The sequence below is a fragment of the Streptomyces sp. NPDC001157 genome, from assembly GCF_053598255.1.
This window is the reverse complement of sequence record NZ_JBSFJW010000005.1, coordinates 450,732-467,836: the sequence shown is the minus strand read 5'-3', so window position 1 is coordinate 467,836 and position 17,105 is coordinate 450,732. Positions and strand designations below refer to the sequence as shown.

The window sequence follows — 17,105 nt, the reverse complement described above, 5'->3', positions numbered from 1 at the left end:
CCGACGAACGCGGGAGCCAGCTCCACCTCACCCGGACCGGGCGGCACATCGACCACGGGAGCCGTGTCCAGGGAGCGAGCGGAAACATAACGGACAGCAAGCGTCATCGTGATCCCAGGGTTCGTTCCGTACGAGTGAGGCGGTAGAAGGTGGTCGCGGTGCCCGCGAGAATCGCCGAGGTCTCGTCGGCGGAACATCCGTCGAGCAGTTCGTCCACCGTGGCGGCCCAGCGGTTCCAGCCGCCCGCGAGGGTCGCGACCGGCCAGTCGGAGCCGAACATCAGGCGGTCCGGGCCGAAGGCGGAGAGCAGGACGTCCCAGGCGGGGCGGATGTCGTCGACGGTCCACTTCTCGTGGTCCGCCTCGGTGATCAGCCCCGACACCTTGCAGACCACGTGCGGATGTACGGCCAGCAGACGCACCTGGCGTACCCAGTCCGCGAGGTCACCGTCGGCGATCGGCGGCTTGCCCGCGTGGTTGAGCACCTGAGGCAGGTCCGGGAACCGCTCGGCCAGCCGGACCGCCTGGTCGAGCTGGTGGCTGCGCACGAGCACGTCGTAGCAGAGCCCGCGGTCCCGGACCGCCGCCAACCCGCGTTCGACATCGGGGCGTTGCAGCCACTCCGGGTCCGTCTCGCCCTGCACGAGATGACGCAGGGACCGCAGATACGCGCCACCCGGTCCGGCGAGCAACCCGTCGAGCTGGTCGCCGATCCCCGGCGACGTCAGGTCCGCCCAGCCGACCACGGCCCCGATCAGCGGCTCCCGCTCCGCGAGCGCGAGCAGGTCCTCCGTCTCGGGCACGTCCGGCACGCACTGGACGGCCACTGTGCTCTGCAGACGGCGGCCCGCGATGGGCCGGGTGGCGGCCGTACGCAGGTCGTCGGGGGTGAAGGTGCGGCGGATCGTCGTCAGGGCGGGATCGTCGAGCCAGGGTTGCGGGCGCTGGTCGAGATCCCACAGGTGGTGGTGGGCGTCGATGAGTGGGGCGGAGATCACTGGTGGTCCAAGTCGGGTAGGTCCACGTCGGGCGGGGCCACGTGAGTGTCGGGCGAGGTGCGTCAGGCGCTGTTGGTGTCACCAGGCGGGCTCAGGTGCCAGATCTCGGGGAGCTCCGTCCACTGGCGGGAGTCTCCCCGGTCGGGCCAGGGTTCCTGGCAGGGGTCGGTGAGCTTCCACCACTCCTGGGTCTCGGGGTCGGCTTCGAGGACGGCCATGTCGGTCTCGAAGTCGTCGCCGTGGTACTCGAAGTAGGCGAACAGCACTTCGCCGTGGAGGAAGATGCTGTAGTTGCGGATGTTCGCCCGGTGCAGGGCGGCTTCGACTCCGGGCCAGACGGCCGAGTGGAGTTCGAGGTACTCCTCGCGGTTCTCGGGGCGGAGCCTGATGGTCTGGGCGATGCGCTTCATGCGGTCTCCTCCTCCGTGTCCGGGGCGGGCCGACCGGCCGGAGTGTCGAACGGTGTGCGGTAGCTGGGGGCGTGGGCGCGCAGCCGCAGACGCAGGGTGAGCCGGATGCGGGTGGACGCGGGCAGCCGGACCGCCAGGAAAGCGCCGTCGCAACCCTGCTCCGTCTCGGTGACGACGGGCTCGGTGTGGCCGTAGTCGTACATGTCCCCGATCCAGCCGTCGTCCGCGCAGGTCGTGTACCGGACAGCGGTGATGGCATGCTCCGCGAAGGCACCGGCCTGGACGATCACCGTGCGTTCGGTCTCGGGGGAGAGGTTGACCAGTTCGACGGTGGTCGCCTCGGGGTCGATGGAGGTGACCAGCGCGGCCACGTCCGGCGGCAGGCCGGCACGGCGGGCCTCGGCGTCGTGATAGCGCAGCCGGGCCTGCTGCAGGCCGCCGTTGTAGAGCACCTGGGGGCCGCCCCAGGTCAGCTGGACGAGGGCCTCGGTGGCCACCGGGTTGCACTGCTGCCAGACGTGGATGTCGGCCTCGGGCACGTCCAGGTCGCGGTAGCGCTCGATGCGGCGCAGGCGGTGGCGGATCTGGGCCTGGGCGGTGGCGAGGATCCGCTCGGGGTAGTCGGGGTCGTCGCCGGCGAGGAAGGCGAACCAGGCCTTCTCGTGCCCGGACTCCTCCTTGGCGCGGAACGGCCGCAGGGTACGCCAGTCGATGCCGTCGGCCTCGCGCAGCCCCTCCAGCCGGGCGCGGTCGGCGTCGGAGGCGGTGTGGTGCCACAGAGCGACCGGGACCGGCGGGGTGGCCGGGTTGTAGTCGAACCAGCCCGAGTCCTTGTACCGGAAGGGGAGGTGGAGCGTGGGCGTGTGGACGTCGTCGGGGCCGAGTTCGACCGCCCACTTGGAGGGGAGGCTGGAGTCCGCCTCGGTGTGGGGCATGACCTTGGCGTGGCCGATGAGGGTGTCCAGCGAGGTCGCGACCATGGAGAGGTAGTCGTCGTCCCCGGTGACCGTGGCCGCCGCGAGCGCCGCCACACAGGCCGCGTGGCCCACGCTGTGCCAGCCGTGCGGCCAGGACCAGCCGTAGTGGCCGCCGTACCAGCGGCCCTCCAGCAGGCTGCCGACGACACCGTCCGGGCCGGCGTTGTCCGGGATGAGACCGCCGTTCGCCTCGGTGCGCTCCCGCCACGCGCCGACGTACTCGACGATCCAGTCGCGATAGCGCTCCTCGCCGGACAGGATCCAGGCGTTGAGGACCAGCCCGGCCGCGGCGAGGTTGACCGCGGTGTCGCCGGCACCCATCCGGTCCCGCATCTGCGCGCCGAGACGCGGGTCCGCGGAGAGCGGGTACGGGCCGCCGTCGGCCTCGGGGATCCAGTCGAGCGGGAAGCCGTATGTGTCCGCTTCCTTCTGCAGCCAGGGATAGACGTCGCCGTCGAACAGGCCCGTGCGGTCGGGGTCGCTGCCGTTGTGCGGGCGGGTGATGACGCGGTGCTCGGGGTCGTAGTTGCCCTTGGCCGGGTCGACGTACAACTCGGCGAAGCGCAGGGCGCGCTCGGACCAGCGTTCGGGGGCGGCCATGCACAGGAAGTAGAGCAGCAGCAGGCTCTCGCCCTGGTGGAACCAGTCGTAGCCGCGCTCGAACTCGTCGCGCAGCATGTTCAGTTCGGTGAGCTGCCGGGTCACGCCCTCCCAGTGCTGTTCGCTGGCGGGCAGCAGATCGTCGGCGCCGCCGAGCAGGTACAGCTGGGGCCAGTTGAAGAACACCTCGTAGAAGTCGTCCACACCGTCGCGGGTGGTCAGCGGGCCGGAGTAGTTCAGCCGTCCGTCCGGGCCGGTGAAGGCGTGGGCGAAGCGCCGCCAGGCGTGGTCGAGGAGGTCGAACAGGGACCGCTGGGCCACGGCCCAGCCGGGTGGTTCGAGCAGGGGCACCCCCGCCTCGATCTCGGGTGGCGCGGCCGGATGTTCGCGGGGGGCGTCCTCGTCCGAGGTGGGGTCGGCAGAGTTGTAGGGCATGGGGGATCTCCGTTCGGGGTGGCGGCGGGAAGGCGCGCGGGGGCGACGGCCCGGACGGCCGCTATTCCTTGGTGGCGCCGGCGAGCATCCCGCTGACCAGGAAGCGCTGGGCGAAGAGAAAGACGATCAGCACCGGTGTGATGGCCACGAGCGTCGCCAGAGCCAGCTGCGGCCGTTCGATCGCGAGGGAGCCGACGGCCGGGTTGAAGGACGGCACGTTGCTGAGCAGGGTGCCGACGCCGACCTGGATGGGCATCTGGCTGCTCTCGGGGAGCATGACGTAGGGCAGGAAGTAGTTGGTCCAGTTGGCGACGAAGCTGAAGAAGCCCACGAGTGCGATCACCGGGGTCGCCAGCGGCAGCGCGATGTGCCAGAAGACGCGGAACTCGGAGCAGCCGTCCATGCGGGCCGCGGCCAGCAGGTCCTTCGGAACGGCGGTGGTGAAGTAGATGTACGTCAGGTACACGCCGAAGGGGTAGAACGAGTACGGCAGGATGATCGACCACATGGTGCCGATCAGATGCACCGCGTTGATCTCAAGGAACAGCGGGACCACCAGTGTGGCGTTCGGCATGAGCATCACGACCAGGGTCGCGATCAGCAGGCTGTGCCGGCCGCGGAATTCGGTCATGGCCAGGGCGTATCCCGCGGGAATGGCGACAGCGAGGGTGATGACCAGTGAGATCACCGCGTAGAGAGCCGAGTTGCCCAGCCACTGCATGACGGCGTCGTCCTGGAACGCCGTGAGGGCGTCCCAGTTGGCTTTGAACGCGTGCCACGACCCGAAGGACAGCGGGTTGTCGTGGACCAACTGCTGGTCGGTCTTGGTCGCCGCGAGGACGAGCCACACCACCGGCAGCACGAAGAAGGCGAGGAACGCGGCCAGTACGGATCCGGTCAGCAGCCGGGAGGCCAGGCGCTGAGAGGACAGGCCGCGGTGCGGTGGCTGGTGGTGAGATCGGCTCATGAGAGGTGCTTCCCGTTCCCGGCTCGCCGTTGCGGCGACTCGACTGCCAGGGGCTTTAGTCGGCATCGAAGAACCCCGACCGTGCGACGAAGAGGGCGGCGGCCGACACACTGACGACCAGGAGCTCCACCGAGACCGCGGCGGCGCCGTTGATGTTGTTCATCTGGAAGGCGAAGTCGAACGTCAGCTGGTTCAGCGAGTAGTCGCGGCCGGCCACGCCCACGCTGGCGAGGGAGAGCAGTTGCGGCTCCACGAAGAGCTGGGCGCCGCCTGCGAACGCCAGGATCACCATGTACACGATCCACTTGCGGAGCATCGGGATCTGCACGTGCCAGGCGGTCTGCCAGGCGCCCGCGCCATCGATGCGCGCTGCTTCCATGACGTCCGTGGGGATGTTGTTGAGCGCGCCGTACATGACGACGATCCAGCCGCCCGCGCCGGTCCAGAACGCGATGATCGTGAACAGCACGGGCAGGTTGCCGGGCGCGATCACCTCGCCGAAGGTGTGGAACCCCAGTGACTCCAGCAGCGAACTGACCGGGCTCACCGTCGGGTCGAGCATGAACAGCCACACCAGCACACTCGCGGCACCGGCGAGCGCTCCCGGGATGTAGTAGAGGAAGCGCAGCGCCTTGCTGGCGGAACCCGAGGCCAGGCGGTGCAGCAGCAGCGCCAGGGCCACCACGAACACCGCCAGGGACAGGAGCCAGAAGACGAGGTACACGGCGACATGGCCCACGGCGTCCAGGAAGCGGAAGTCGTGCGCCGTGGAGACGAAGTTGGCGAAGCCGGTGATCCTGCCCCCGGCGTCGGTGAAGGCGAAGTAGATCGCGTACGCGGTCGGAAGGACACCGAAGGCGATCAGCAGGACCACGTACGCGGAGACGAAGGCCATGCCGGCCCGGCTCTGCCGGGCGGCGCCGCGGCGACGCCGGTTGGCAGAGCCGGCCGGGGAGTGGGTGAGGGTCACTGGGAGACCTTGTATCCGTTGGACTTGGCGTACTTGACGATGGAGTCCTGCCAGGCCGGCAGCATCGAGACGATGCTCTTGCCCTGGGTCAGGCCGGGCTTGACGGTGGCGGCCCAGATCGCCTCCTGGCTGAACTGGCCCGAACCCCAGCCGTTCCAGACCTGGGAGGAGGCGTCCTTGAGGGCGCTCAGGTCGGTGGCGAAGTAGCCGGAGGTGTCCTGGCCCTTCAGCCAGTTCTCGGCGGCCGGCGCGTACGCGGGGAAACCGGGCGCCTTCTCGCCCTGGTAGGCGTTGTCGGTGGTGACCCACTTCAGGAAGTCGGTGGCGGCCTTGATGTGCGTCGAGTGCTGGGACAGCAGCCAGGTGCCGCCGCCGACGTTGCCGGTGGACGGCGAAGTGTCTCCCTGCCACTGGGGTATGGGCGCCGCGCCGATCTGCTTGGCCGGGGTCTTGAAGGTGTCCTTGAACACCGCGCCCCCGTACCAGGCCGGGCCGGGCATGAGCAGGACCTTGTCGGCCTTGTTCTTGCCGAAGTCGGTGCTGAAGACCCCGCTGATGGACATGGACTTGTTCTTGATCAGTACGTCCATCAGCTTGGCCATCTTGGTGCACGCCTCGCTGGTGGTGTTCACCGACACCGACTTGGGGCCGGTGATGTGGTTGGCGCCGCACTTGCTCGCCCACAGGTAGATCTCGGGAGTGAAGGAGTCACCCGCGTCACCCACCAGGTAGCCGGGGTGCTCCTTGGCCACCTTCTCGCCGAGCTTCTGGTATTCCTCCCAGGTCGTCGGCACCGTGTAGCCGAACTTCTTCAGCAGCGGAGCGTTGTACCAGAGCACCGCCTGGGAGAGGTCGTTGCGCAGACAGTAGACGGTGCCGTTGACGGTGCAGACGTCGTTGGCCCCGCTCGCGAACTTCGCCAGGGACGCAGAGGGGATCAGGCCCTTGTTGAGCGGAGCGGCGAAGTTCTGGTCGACCGCCCAGGTCACCTCGTTGTTCTGCGAGCTGAAGACGACGTCCGGCCAGCCCTTGCCCGTGCGGTTGAACAACTGGACCTTGGTCTGGAGGTAGTTCGAGCCGTTGGCGTCGCCGTCGTAGGTGACGATGTCCATCTTCACGTCCGGGTGCTGCTGTTGGTACAGCTTGGCGGCCTGCACACGGGTCGCGTCCACCCAGACGGTCAACGCACCATCCTTCTGCGGCGCCTGGGCGAAGCCGTCCTTGTTCGTCGTCCCCGTGGCGCCACCGCCACCGCAGGCGGTCAGCGTCAGAGCCGCGGTGACCGCGCAGCCGGCCAGCAAAGCCGCACGCCTCTTGCTGGACAGCCTCTCCGGTCCGGACGAAGGCTTGTTGACGGTCATGTGCGACTCCACTGGTTTCACAGGGCGCCCTGAGCGGATGGACAGGCGGCGCCAGGATGGGGCGACGCCAGGCCGTACCGGTCGGGCGTCTGTGACCGCGGACGGCAGTCCCGCTTGCCGTCGCGGAAGAAATTAGGCGCCTCATCAAGGATTACGTCAAGGGTTTGTGCGGCCCTCGCTTCGGCTATTTGCGGATGATGACGCCGAGCGGGAGAGAGAAATGTCCAATAACGTACTGTGTATGCAGATATATCCACCAGTCTCATGGTGTGGATCTACCAGCTGGATGAGTACGACTAATCGAGAGCTTGAGATACGATGGGTGCGGCTCCACAGCAATCAGCCGCCCCAGTTGCGTCAGCCAGGAGGCAGAACAGATGAACGACACGCCCGCGGCCCAAGCGGCCCTGCCGACGCAGGCACCTGTCGTTGCGGCGGCAGCGGCGAACGGCGCGGACGCGCGGGGTGAGTACCGGCCCGGCTATGAGGTCGTGGCGGAGCGGATCCTCGAGTTCATCGCCGAGGCCCGCCTGGTGGCAGGTGACCGGCTGCCCACGGAGAACGACCTGGCGCAGAGGCTGAACACCAGCAGAGCGGTGGTGCGGGAGGCCGTGAAGATCCTTTCGGCCCTCGGCCGGGTCCGGGCGCACAAGGGACGCGGACTGTTCGTCGCGGACGACGAGGGGATGCTCGTCACCAGCCGTTGGGGCGGCTTCTTCCGCCCCGTCGACCTCGATCACGTGCTGATGCTCTTCGAGTTCCGCCGGGTCCAGGAGATGGCCGCGAGCAGTCTGGCCGCCACCCGTGCCACGCCCGCCGAGCTGCGGACGATCGAGGTGGCCATGCAGCAGTGCCGGCACGGGTTCGTCCACAATCAGGTCGAGGTGTTCAACCAGGCGGACGAGGAGTTCCACATGGGCGTGGCCGTGGCCTCGCACAACACGTTCCTCGTCAGCGCCGTGCGGGACGCGCGACGACTGCAGCGGCAGTCCAGCGCGATCGGGATCCACGACACGCTCGGTGAAGGCACCGAGTCCGCGGTCGAGGAGCACGAGTTGATCTACCGGGCCATTCGCGACGGTCGGCCCGAGGAGGCGGCCGAGGCCACGGCGGCACATCTCGACAGGACACTCGAGGACTATCGGCGGGAGATCCAGCGACGCCTGTTCGGATAGGTTCCGGGCCGGGGTCCGTCAAGCGCCGACTGTGCCCGGCGCTGCACCCGCGAACGTCATCGCGCCGTCCCGAGGTCGGGTCGCGCCGGTGGCGGGCGACGGACCGTCGCCGACGCGCTGCCAGTCCTGGTCGGAGCCGCCGGAAGCGGGCGCCTGGATGATCGAAGCACCGTTCGCGGCGGAGGACCGGCGTCGCGTACGGCCGTGACGTACTCGCCGACCAGGTCCCGTCGCATCGGGGTCTGACCGGCGTGGAAGGCGTTCGGGTGGGTGGAAGGCCACTGGGCGAAACCCTCGTGGTGACGGGTCGTCAGGACGGTGTACTTCGCGCCCATGTCCTTGGTCAACTGGGCCCGGTCGGCCGGTTTGTAGGCGCTCGCCGTGAACTGCTGGTCGGTCGTGTCGGTGAATCACTTCCGATACGTCTCCGGTGGGACGGCGGCGTTCTCCATGTACCACTCGCCCTTGATCGAGCCGGAGCCACTTGATCTTCTCGTCGGACTGCTGCTCGATGCCCAGCTCCGACATGGGGATCCGCAGCGGGAGGGGCGGCAGCGGCTGGGGGGCAACCGTCATGGCGGCCAGGCATCCTGACTCTTCACAGAACAGCACGTGCGGCTCATGCGCGGGAACAGGCACAGGGAGGGGCCCGACGATGGATCGCATGAGCGAACACGTCAGGAACATGGGATGGATTGGCAGTCACCGGCAGGGCTGCTATCCAGTACCGGGGCAAAAATCCACAAAAGCGCAGATGACTTGAATAACAGCGCTGATCGTCGACGCTAGGCATGGGATGAATTTACTTTGCGCTAACCATTGACGCGAGCATGTCGGGTGCCTACCGTCCTGCGACGGATCGAACACATTCCAACAATCAGCAAACTGTCTGCCCTTGGGAGCGCGGTGCCGATGCTCAGACGTGCCTTCACCCCTCTTCTCGTCCTGCTGCTGGGCGTGTTCACCCTGCTCGTCACCGGATCCCCGGCCCAGGCCGCCTCGGTCACCGTGACCAACGGGACGCAGTTCACCGACACCAGCGGCGCCGTGGTGCATGCCCATGGCGGTGGTGTGATCAAGGTCGGCTCGTTCTACTACTGGTTCGGCGAGAACCGGAACGCCGACAACACCTTCAAGGCCGTCTCCGCCTACCGCTCCACCGACCTGAAGACCTGGGAGTTCAGGCGCAATGTGCTGACCCAGAGCAGCGCTCCCGAGCTGGCGGTCGCCAACATCGAGCGGCCGAAGGTCATTTACAACAGCACGACCGGCAAGTTCGTGATGTGGATGCACAAGGAGAACGGCAGCGACTACAACGAGTCCCGTTCCGCGGTCGCCGTCTCCGACACCGTCGACGGCGACTACGCCTGGCAGGGCAGCTTCCGGCCGCCGTCCGGTACGACCTCCCGGGACATGACCCTGTTCAAGGACGACGACGGAACCGCGTACCAGGTCACGTCCGCGGCCGGAAACGCCGACCTGCACATCTACAAGCTCACCGCCGACTACACCGGCTACGACAGCCTGGTCGCCAACCCGTGGCCGAACAACTTCCGTGAATCCCCCGCGCTGTTCAAGCGCGACGGCGTCTACTTCATGCTCACGTCCGGCACCAGCGGCTGGAACCCCAACCAGCAGCGGTACGCCACCGCCAGCAGCCTGACCGGTCCCTGGACCCCCATGACCGAGATCGGCGACGCCACCGCCTACGGCTCCCAGACGGCGTACGTGCTGCCCGTGCAGGGCACCTCGGGCATCTCCTACCTCTACATGGGCGACCGCTGGGGCAACTCCATGGGCGGCACGGTCAACGACTCGCAGTACGTCTGGCTGCCGCTGACCTTCCCGACCCGGACCACAATGAACCTGCCGTGGTACCCGCAGGTCGCCATCGACACGGCCGCCGGCACGGTCACCGGAGTGGGCGGCGGCCCCTACTACAACCTGGTCGCCCGGCACAGCGGCAGGTGCCTCGACGTCACCGACAACTCGGCCGCCGACGGTGCGACCGCGCTGCAGTACACCTGCAACGGCGGCCTCAACCAGCAGTGGCGGCTGCAGGACGCGGGCGGCGGCTACGTCCGCGTGCTCGCCCAGCACAGCGGCAAGTGTCTGGACGTCGACGGGGGCTCCACCGACGACGGCGCGTTCGTGAACCAGTACCACTGCACGACGGGCACCAACCAGCAGTGGCGGTTCGACGACCAGGGAGGCGGCTACTACCGCCTGGTCGCCCGGCACAGCAGCAAGTGCCTCGACGTCGCCAACGCCTCGACCGCCGACGGCGCCCGCCTCATCCAGTGGCCCTGCGGTACCGGCACCAACCAGCAGTTCCAGCGACCCGCGGCGTGAGACGGGCGGCAACGCCGGCCGACGCTCTTCTGGCACTGCACGAAGAAACATGAACCACGGAAGCCCGCCCGATGCCCGTGTCGCGTAGCGGCGCAGCACCGAGAGAGCAGGCCGGAATCTCCCTCCTTCAGGAGGGGGAGCAAGTCAATTCCGTTCCTTCACCTCGACCAGCCGGCAACGGCCAGACCCTTCCGATCGGCCCCTGCCGTATGCGGTACGTCTACCAAGGCCTGGACCCCGGGGTCAGTGGTGACTACAACTCGCTGCCGTGGCGGATGGGTCTGCTGACCCAGGCCAACTCCTCCTGCTGACCGTCTGAACCATCGCGCAGGATCCCCGCGCCCCGCCGGGTGACCACCCGGCGGGGCGCGGCGTTTTCCGGCCGCGGCGCCGCCCCGGCCGCCGGTACGGGTGCTTCGCCCCGTTTCCCGCCGCCCGGAGGCGCCCTCAGGCCATGGCCAGGACGGCGGAGATCAGAGCCTGCTTGCAGACTTCTTCCGCCTTCTCGTCCGGCAGTGAGAGGTGCTGCATCGTCAGTCCGTCGAAGCCCGCGAGGAAGAACCTCGCGATTGTCTCGGCGGGCTGGGTGAGTCGGTGGCCGGCGCGTTCGGCGGCCTCACTGATCAGCTTCGTCGTCACGGCCGAGACGTCGCGCTGGTGGGCGTGCAGAGCCTCCTGGAGATGGGGCGTGCGCAGGGCGAACAAGGACAGCTCCGTGAGGAGCTGGTAGGACGCGGGCTGTTCGAGCACGGTGCGCCACAGTGCCTCGGCGAGCGTGGCGATCGTGTCCTCGAAGCTCGCCTCCGTGGGCGCGGCCTCCTCCACCTGCGCGACCAGGTCCTGGGTGAGCTGCTCCATGACGGCCCGGTACAGCTCTTCCTTCGTGCCGAAGGTGTAGTGCACGGTCGCCTGGGCCACACCGAGCTCGGCGGCGATGGCGCGGGTGCTTCCGGCGGCCACGCCCTCCCTGGCCATGAGGTCGATGGCCGCCTTGATCAGTTGGGGGCGGCGCTCCGCCGCGGATACGTGAGCCATGACGCCATCCTATGCGACTCAGTCTGTCGAACAGGTCGCTCGACAAGATTTCCTCCCCGAAGGTTCCGTCAATCGACTGTGTCAGTCAATACAATCGATCGACATTGTCGAGTGACAATGTCGAGTGTACGGTTCTGGCCAGCGACAGCCTGTGCCCAACGAAAGGCAAGCTCATGACTCACGAGACCCTGCGCGGAACCGAGCCGATCCCTCAGCGGCGCGCCCTGCCTCTGGTCGGTCACGCGTTCGACATCCCGGGTGGCGCAGACGGCCTGCTCTACGTGATGAAGGAGGCCCAGGAGCTGGGGCCGCTGTTCAAGCTCCGTATCTTCGGCAACGAGATCAACTTCGCCTCCGGTCTCGACCTGGTCACCGAGCTGGCGGACGAGACCCGGTTCCGCAAGAACGTGCACCCCGACCTCGTGATCCTTCGGGAGATCGGTGGCGACGGGCTCTTCACCGCTTTCAACGACGAGCCCAACTGGCGCAAGGCGCACGACATCCTGATGCCGGCCTTCTCGCTCGGCGCGATGCGCGGCTACCACGCGACGATGCTGAAGGTGGCCCGGGAGCTGATCGGGAAATGGGACCGGGCGGCCGGGACGGAGCCCGTGGACGTGGCCGGCGACATGACGCGGCTGACGTTCGACACGATCGGCCTGTGCGGCTTCGGCTACGACTTCGAGTCCTTCGCCCGCGAGGAGCCGCACCCCTTCGTCACCGCCCTGTCGCGAGCGCTCGGCTTCGCCCAGGCCAAGGGGGAGTCCATCCCGGGCACGGAGCTGTTCAAGTGGAAGCAGGCCGAGCAGTTCCGAGCCGACGTAGGTCTGATGAAGGACCTGGTCGACGATGTGATCCGGGAGCGCCGGGCCTCCGGAGACCCGAGCACCGACGACCTGCTCGGCCGCATGCTGCACACCCGTGACGCGGTCACGGGCGAGCCCCTGGACGACGTCAACATCCGCTACCAGGCGATCACGTTCCTGATCGCCGGGCACGAGACCACCAGCGGGGCCCTGTCCTTCGCCCTCTACTACCTGACCAAGCACCCCGAGGTCCTCGCCCGCGCCCAGGCCGAGGTCGACGCGCTGTGGGGCGACTCGGACAGCCCCGAGCCGGACTACGGGGACATCGGCAAGCTGACGTACATCCGCCAGGTGCTCAACGAAGGCCTGCGGCTGTGGCCGACGGCGCCCGCGTACGCCGTGGAGCCGCTTCAGGACACCGTCATCGGCGGGAAGTACGCCGTGCGCAAGGGCGAGTCGATCCAGGTGCTCATCCCGCAACTGCACCGGGACCCCGCCTGGGGCGAGAACGTCGAGCTGTTCGACCCCGACCGGTTCCTGCCCGAGCGGGAGGAGGAGCGGCCGGCCCACCTGTTCAAGCCGTTCGGCAGCGGCGAACGCGCCTGCATCGGCCGCCAGTTCGCGCTGCACGAGGCGACACTGGTCCTCGCGCTGCTGATCCACCGCTACCGTCTGATCGACCACACCAACTACCAGCTGAAGATCAAGCAGTCGCTCACCCTCAAGCCCGACGAGTTCACCCTGAACCTGGCCCGGCGCAGCAGTGGGGAGCGCCGCCTGCCCACCGCCGCGACCGTCACCGCGGGCAGCGCTCCCGCGGGCCAGGGCCGGCCCGGGGTCCGGCGCGCCACCGGAACCGCGCTGACCTTCCTGCACGGCTCCAACCTGGGCACCTGCGCGGGCATCGCCCGCGACCTGGCGGCGGACGGCGACGAGCGCGGCTTCGCCCCGACCGTCGCCCCCCTCAACGACGCCACGGGCAAGCTGTCCCAGGGTGACGGACCGGTGGTGATCGTGGCCGCCTCCTACAACGGCAGGCCCACCGACGACGCCACGGATTTCGTCGCATGGCTGGAGGGCCTGGAGCCCGGCGCGCTCGACGGCCTCCAGTACGCCGTACTCGGCGTCGGCGACCGCAACTGGGCCGCCACCTACCAGCGCGTCCCCACCCTCATCGACGAGCGCCTCACCGCCGCGGGCGCCACCCCACTGCTGGAGCGCGGCGCCGCGGACGCCGCAGGCGACTTCGCCGGCACGGTGGACCGGTGGACCGGCGACCTGTGGACCGCCCTGTTGGAGCGGTACGGAGCCGCCGCGGCAGCGCAGGAGACCGAGCCGGCCGCCGAACAGGAGACGGGACTGTACGAGCTGGAGGACGCGACCGACTCGGTCATCGGCGGCCTCGCGGCACGACACGGCGTACAGCCGATGGAGGTGCTCGACGCGTACGAACTGGTCGACATGAACCACGGGTTGGGCCGCTCCAAGCGATTCCTGAGGCTGCGGCTGCCCGAGGGCGTCACCTACCGCACCGGCGACCACCTGGCCGTGCTCCCGAGCAACCCGGACGCCCTCGTGCGGCGGGTGGCCGACCGCTTCGGCCTCGACCTGGACCGCACCGTGCGCCTGCGCGCCCGCCGCCGCAGCCGGGGCGCCCTGCCCGTCGACCGGCCGCTGACCCTGCGCCGCCTGCTGACCGACTTCGTGGAACTGCAGGATGCCGCCACCCAGGAGCAGGTCGCCGTGCTCGCCGAGCACACCGCCTGCCCGCCCGAGAAGCGGCCCCTGGCCGAACTCGCGGCGGCGGACCCGCAGGCCTTCGCCGAGCAGGTGACCGCCGCCGGACACAGCCTCCTGGACCTGATGGAGCGCTACCGCGCCTGCGAGCTGCCCTTCGAACGCTTCCTGGAACTGCTGCCCGTCCTGCGCCCGCGCCACTACTCCATCTCCTCGTCCGCCGAAGCGGCACCCGGCGAGGTCGACCTGATGGTGTCGCTGCTCGCCGCGCCCCACCGTGGCGGCGAGGGCACGTTCCACGGCATCGCCTCGCACTACCTGCAGACCGTGCACGCAGGCGACACCGTCCAGGCCCGGGTCCTGCCCTGCTCCGAGGACTTCCGCCTGCCGCAGGACCAGTCGGTGCCGGTGATCCTGGTCAGCGCGGGCACCGGTCTGGCGCCCTTCCGCGGCGCGGTCCTCGACCGCCACCACACCAGGTCGACCGGAACGCTGCTGTGCTACTTCGGCTGCGACCACCCCGACGTCGACTACCTCCACCGCGCGGAGTTCGAGGCGGCCGAGGCGGCCGGAGCCGTCAGCATGCGGCCCACGTTCTCCTGCGCCCCCGAGAACGGTGCCCGCTTCGTCCAGGACCGCATCGCGAAGGAGAGCGACGAGGTCTGGGCCGTACTGGAGGCCGGCGGACGCGTCTACATCTGCGGGGACGGCCGTCGCATGGCCCCGGCGGTGCGGGAGGCGTTCATGGCGATCTACCGCAGGAACACGGGCGCCGGCGACGAGGAGGCCACTGCTTGGCTCGCTGCGATGACCGAGTCCGGCCACTACGTGGAAGACGTCTGGGCGGGCTGACCGCACGCACCGAATTCCCGATCGGCGGGCCGCGGACGTCCGACGCGTCCGCGGCCCGTCCCCCTGAACGCGGCTCGTGCCCCCTGACTCGTGAGGCTCTCATGCTTGTTGCACACTCGGCGCTCCGCCAAGAAACGGCGGTAGTCCCCAACTCCCCGCAGAGGAGCGGCCGGTGAACGCCAAAAGCACCTCCGCCCTGACCTTCGGCGTGGCGGTGGCGCTCATCGCCGGAGTCACCCTCGGCAACGGCGGGGCGAACGTGATGCCAGTCTTCGTCGACGACTTCGCCTCCCGCTTCGGGCTCTCGGACTCCGGCGCCGGACTCGTCGCCGCGACCCAACTGATGGCGACGGCGGTGGTGACCCTGCTGCTGGCCAAGCGGGCCGCCCGGCCGGGCCGGGTGCGGATGACCCGCCTCGGGCTGGCCCTCTCGGGAGCCGGCTTCCTGGGAGCGGCGGCGGCCACCGACCCGGTGACCCTGGTCCTCGCCAACCTGCTTCTCGGCGGGGGGCTCGGCGCGGTCTACGCGGCGGCCACGGCGGCCCTCGCCGCCACCGACGACGCCGACAAGGCGTCAGCCGTCACCATCTCCGGCACAGTCGCCGTGACGGCACTGCTGATCATGGGCGTCCCCGCAGCCAACCACGACCTCGGCGAGGGCACCGGCTTCCTGCTCATGGCGTTGTGCTGTCTCGCCGCCTGGCCGCTGATACGCAGGCTCCCGGACGGGCCCGCCACACCGGACGCCGGCTCCGTCGGCACGGAAGAGACGACCGCGGCCGGGCCGTCGGTGGTTCTGCTCCTCGGGACGGCGCTTCTGTGGGCCGTCACTCAGGGCGCGTGGTCGTACGCCTCGGTCCTGGGCCGTCAGCACACCGGGATGGACCACTCGGCGGTGTCGGCCGTCCTCGCGGTCTCCAGCGTCGTGGCGCTCGTCGGCGCGGTGGTGGGTCCGGTGGCGGCGCGCCGCTTCGGCCGTATGCGCTCGATGGCCGTCTTCGTCACGGCGCAGGCCCTCGCGATGGCGGCCCTGATTCTCACCCACGATCCCGTGCTCTTCACCGTCGCGGCCGTCCTGTGGCAGGCCTGCCAACTGGCCGTCCTGGTGCAGATGCTCGCTGCCGCGGCCCTCATCGACCCGACCGGACGTCTGGTCGCCTCCCTCAGTGGCGCGGGCGCCCTGGGCACGGGCATCGGACCGCTGGCCGTCGGAGCCGTCCTCGACGCCGCCGGGGCCGACGTGCTCGGCCTCGCCCTGGCGCTCGGCACCGTCATCGCCTCGCTGCCCCTGCTCCGGATGACGGTGGCCGGCACGAAGGCATCGGCCGAGCGCGGGCTCGCGCCCTCCTCCGCAGCCGGAGCCGGGTGACCACTTCAGGCGGCTCGCCCGACGGCTCGAAGCAGGTGGTCGGCGAGTCACCGAGATGATCAGCCTGTGAGGCGCTGACGGTCTGTGCCGCAGGGCCGGAAGCCGGTCAGCGGCTTCCGGCCCTGCGGGCGCCCTTGCTACGAGGGGGTGGTTCAGGACGTCGTACCGATCACCGCGCCACCGGACTTGGTCACGTGGTACGTCACCTTGGCACCGCTGCAGAAATGGGAGGTGAGGTCGCCGGCAGGTCGCCCTGGAACTGGGTGGGGATGCGCAAGGAGCCGGTCGGTCCGTTGGCGTTCGAGAGTGTGGGCGTGCTGTTCGAGATCAGCTTGATCTGCCAGGGCACGCCCTTGGAGAACTCGGCCTGGAGTGTCGCGCGGACGCCGTGGGGGGCGGTCGCCTGCCGGCCCGGTGAGCGTGGGGGCCTTCAGCGTCAGCCGGTTTCCGGAGAGGGTGTAGTCCCTGCCCTTGGTCAGCGTGGCGCTGCCTGCCTTGAGCCCCTTGAAGGTGGTGCCGTTCGGTTCAGGGTGAGTGTCCGGTCGGGTACGGACCCGGACAGGGGCACGAAGACCAGGTCGAAGAAGGCGCCGTTGTCCCACAGGAAGCTGCTCACACCGTTGGTGCGGGCCGAGTTGCCGAACGCCTCGAAGTACTTCAGCATCTCGCCGCGCCCCACGCCGTCGGGACCGTAGTCGTAGCCGAGCACGCCGTACTCACCGAAGACGACGGGGACTCCCTGGGCGACGAAGGTGTCGTGTGCCCGCATGAACACCTTGGCCATGTCGGATGCGGCCGCGGCGTCGGTTGTCCGTCAGGGCCTGGTCCCGAGTGTCGACCATGGTGGGCAGCACGAGTGCTTGACGCGGCTCAGGTAGGCCTTGTAGATGGTGTAGCCCGGTGCCGATCCCCGGTGGTCACTCCATGTCACGGGGATGCGGATGCTGCGAAAGCCCTGCGAACGGAGCTTGTCGAGCATGGCCTCGGTGGTGCGGGGTCGGCCCCACGACGTCTCGTCGCCTCCGGTGTCCGGGCTGTTGCCCAGGTTCCAGCCCGGCTGCA

15 protein-coding genes and 1 pseudogene are annotated in these 17,105 nt (G+C 69.1%); 4 read left to right on the top strand and 12 right to left on the bottom strand.

From position 1 onward, the window contains the following. The 7 genes and pseudogenes from ACWDAG_RS12565 to ACWDAG_RS12535 form a co-directional block, all read right to left on the bottom strand. Window positions 1–107: pseudogene (locus ACWDAG_RS12565) on the bottom strand (Zn-dependent alcohol dehydrogenase); the annotation flags it as partial. Next, window positions 104–994 (bottom strand): amidohydrolase family protein, encoded by an 891-nt coding sequence (locus ACWDAG_RS12560; protein WP_450695581.1) that lies wholly within the window; start codon window positions 992–994, stop codon window positions 104–106. The pseudogene ACWDAG_RS12565 and the gene ACWDAG_RS12560, both read right to left, overlap by 4 nt. Before the next feature lie 65 nt (window positions 995–1,059). Next, window positions 1,060–1,407, bottom strand: coding sequence for an L-rhamnose mutarotase (locus ACWDAG_RS12555; protein WP_450695565.1), 348 nt, complete (start codon window positions 1,405–1,407; stop codon window positions 1,060–1,062). Continuing rightward, the gene (locus ACWDAG_RS12550; RefSeq protein ID WP_450695564.1) at window positions 1,404–3,419 is read right to left on the bottom strand and encodes a hypothetical protein; all 2,016 of its coding nucleotides are present in this window, start codon (window positions 3,417–3,419) and stop codon (window positions 1,404–1,406) included. Before ACWDAG_RS12550 ends, ACWDAG_RS12555 begins: the two co-directional genes overlap by 4 nt. Window positions 3,420–3,480: 61 nt before the next feature. Next, complete coding sequence (locus ACWDAG_RS12545) at window positions 3,481–4,386, bottom strand: carbohydrate ABC transporter permease (RefSeq protein ID WP_450695563.1); 906 nt, start codon at window positions 4,384–4,386, stop codon at window positions 3,481–3,483. Between the two features lie 55 nt (window positions 4,387–4,441). Then, on the bottom strand, window positions 4,442–5,356 hold the full coding sequence (locus ACWDAG_RS12540; protein ID WP_450695562.1) for a carbohydrate ABC transporter permease: 915 nt from the start codon (window positions 5,354–5,356) through the stop codon (window positions 4,442–4,444). Further along, window positions 5,353–6,717, bottom strand: coding sequence for an ABC transporter substrate-binding protein (locus ACWDAG_RS12535; protein ID WP_450695561.1), 1,365 nt, complete (start codon window positions 6,715–6,717; stop codon window positions 5,353–5,355). The genes ACWDAG_RS12540 and ACWDAG_RS12535 overlap by 4 nt, the downstream gene beginning before the upstream one ends. 377 nt (window positions 6,718–7,094) lie before the next feature. On the opposite strand from ACWDAG_RS12535, the gene ACWDAG_RS12530 reads away from it, so the two are divergent. Continuing rightward, window positions 7,095–7,892, top strand: a complete 798-nt coding sequence (locus ACWDAG_RS12530; RefSeq protein WP_450695560.1) for a FadR/GntR family transcriptional regulator — start codon at window positions 7,095–7,097, stop codon at window positions 7,890–7,892. A 56-nt stretch (window positions 7,893–7,948) separates the two neighbouring features. Here the strand turns inward: ACWDAG_RS12530 and ACWDAG_RS12525 are convergent, their stop codons facing one another. After that, window positions 7,949–8,227, bottom strand: coding sequence for an alpha-L-fucosidase (locus ACWDAG_RS12525; protein ID WP_450695559.1), 279 nt, complete (start codon window positions 8,225–8,227; stop codon window positions 7,949–7,951). 577 nt (window positions 8,228–8,804) lie between these two features. On the opposite strand from ACWDAG_RS12525, the gene ACWDAG_RS12520 reads away from it, so the two are divergent. After that, the gene (locus tag ACWDAG_RS12520) at window positions 8,805–10,244 is read left to right on the top strand and encodes an RICIN domain-containing protein (protein ID WP_450695558.1); all 1,440 of its coding nucleotides are present in this window, start codon (window positions 8,805–8,807) and stop codon (window positions 10,242–10,244) included. A 447-nt stretch (window positions 10,245–10,691) separates the two neighbouring features. Here ACWDAG_RS12520 and ACWDAG_RS12515 read toward each other — a convergent pair whose 3' ends face one another. Next, a complete protein-coding gene (locus tag ACWDAG_RS12515; RefSeq protein ID WP_450695557.1) occupies window positions 10,692–11,279 on the bottom strand; it encodes a TetR/AcrR family transcriptional regulator in 588 nt (195 codons plus the stop codon). Between the two features lie 173 nt (window positions 11,280–11,452). On the opposite strand from ACWDAG_RS12515, the gene ACWDAG_RS12510 reads away from it, so the two are divergent. Beyond that, window positions 11,453–14,674 (top strand): bifunctional cytochrome P450/NADPH--P450 reductase, encoded by a 3,222-nt coding sequence (locus tag ACWDAG_RS12510; RefSeq protein WP_450695556.1) that lies wholly within the window; start codon window positions 11,453–11,455, stop codon window positions 14,672–14,674. A 172-nt stretch (window positions 14,675–14,846) separates the two neighbouring features. After that, the gene (locus tag ACWDAG_RS12505; RefSeq protein ID WP_450695555.1) at window positions 14,847–16,043 is read left to right on the top strand and encodes an MFS transporter; all 1,197 of its coding nucleotides are present in this window, start codon (window positions 14,847–14,849) and stop codon (window positions 16,041–16,043) included. A 152-nt stretch (window positions 16,044–16,195) separates the two neighbouring features. Here the strand turns inward: ACWDAG_RS12505 and ACWDAG_RS12500 are convergent, their stop codons facing one another. From ACWDAG_RS12500 to ACWDAG_RS12490, 3 genes are read right to left on the bottom strand one after another with little or no spacing between them, the layout of a single operon-like run. After that, entirely contained in the window at window positions 16,196–16,522 is a 327-nt protein-coding gene (locus ACWDAG_RS12500) for a hypothetical protein (protein ID WP_450695580.1), read from the bottom strand. After that, window positions 16,519–16,812 (bottom strand): hypothetical protein, encoded by a 294-nt coding sequence (locus ACWDAG_RS12495; protein WP_450695554.1) that lies wholly within the window; start codon window positions 16,810–16,812, stop codon window positions 16,519–16,521. Before ACWDAG_RS12495 ends, ACWDAG_RS12500 begins: the two co-directional genes overlap by 4 nt. Window positions 16,813–16,857: 45 nt before the next feature. Then, window positions 16,858–17,022 (bottom strand): cellulase family glycosylhydrolase, encoded by a 165-nt coding sequence (locus ACWDAG_RS12490; RefSeq protein ID WP_450695579.1) that lies wholly within the window; start codon window positions 17,020–17,022, stop codon window positions 16,858–16,860. Between the last annotated feature and the right edge of the window lie 83 nt (window positions 17,023–17,105).

Bases quoted from the DNA above. Each gene is read 5' to 3' on its own strand.
- ACWDAG_RS12555 (WP_450695565.1), bottom strand. From the start codon at position 1,407: ATGAAGCGCATCGCCCAGACCATCAGGCTCCGCCCCGAGAACCGCGAG.
- ACWDAG_RS12550 (WP_450695564.1), bottom strand. From the start codon at position 3,419: ATGCCCTACAACTCTGCCGACCCCACCTCGGACGAGGACGCCCCCCGC.
- ACWDAG_RS12545 (WP_450695563.1), bottom strand. From the start codon at position 4,386: ATGAGCCGATCTCACCACCAGCCACCGCACCGCGGCCTGTCCTCTCAG.
- ACWDAG_RS12535 (WP_450695561.1), bottom strand. From the start codon at position 6,717: ATGACCGTCAACAAGCCTTCGTCCGGACCGGAGAGGCTGTCCAGCAAG.
- ACWDAG_RS12530 (WP_450695560.1), top strand. From the start codon at position 7,095: ATGAACGACACGCCCGCGGCCCAAGCGGCCCTGCCGACGCAGGCACCT.
- ACWDAG_RS12525 (WP_450695559.1), bottom strand. From the start codon at position 8,227: ATGGGCGCGAAGTACACCGTCCTGACGACCCGTCACCACGAGGGTTTC.
- ACWDAG_RS12520 (WP_450695558.1), top strand. From the start codon at position 8,805: ATGCTCAGACGTGCCTTCACCCCTCTTCTCGTCCTGCTGCTGGGCGTG.
- ACWDAG_RS12515 (WP_450695557.1), bottom strand. From the start codon at position 11,279: ATGGCTCACGTATCCGCGGCGGAGCGCCGCCCCCAACTGATCAAGGCG.
- ACWDAG_RS12510 (WP_450695556.1), top strand. From the start codon at position 11,453: ATGACTCACGAGACCCTGCGCGGAACCGAGCCGATCCCTCAGCGGCGC.
- ACWDAG_RS12495 (WP_450695554.1), bottom strand. From the start codon at position 16,812: ATGCGGGCACACGACACCTTCGTCGCCCAGGGAGTCCCCGTCGTCTTC.
- ACWDAG_RS12490 (WP_450695579.1), bottom strand. From the start codon at position 17,022: ATGCTCGACAAGCTCCGTTCGCAGGGCTTTCGCAGCATCCGCATCCCC.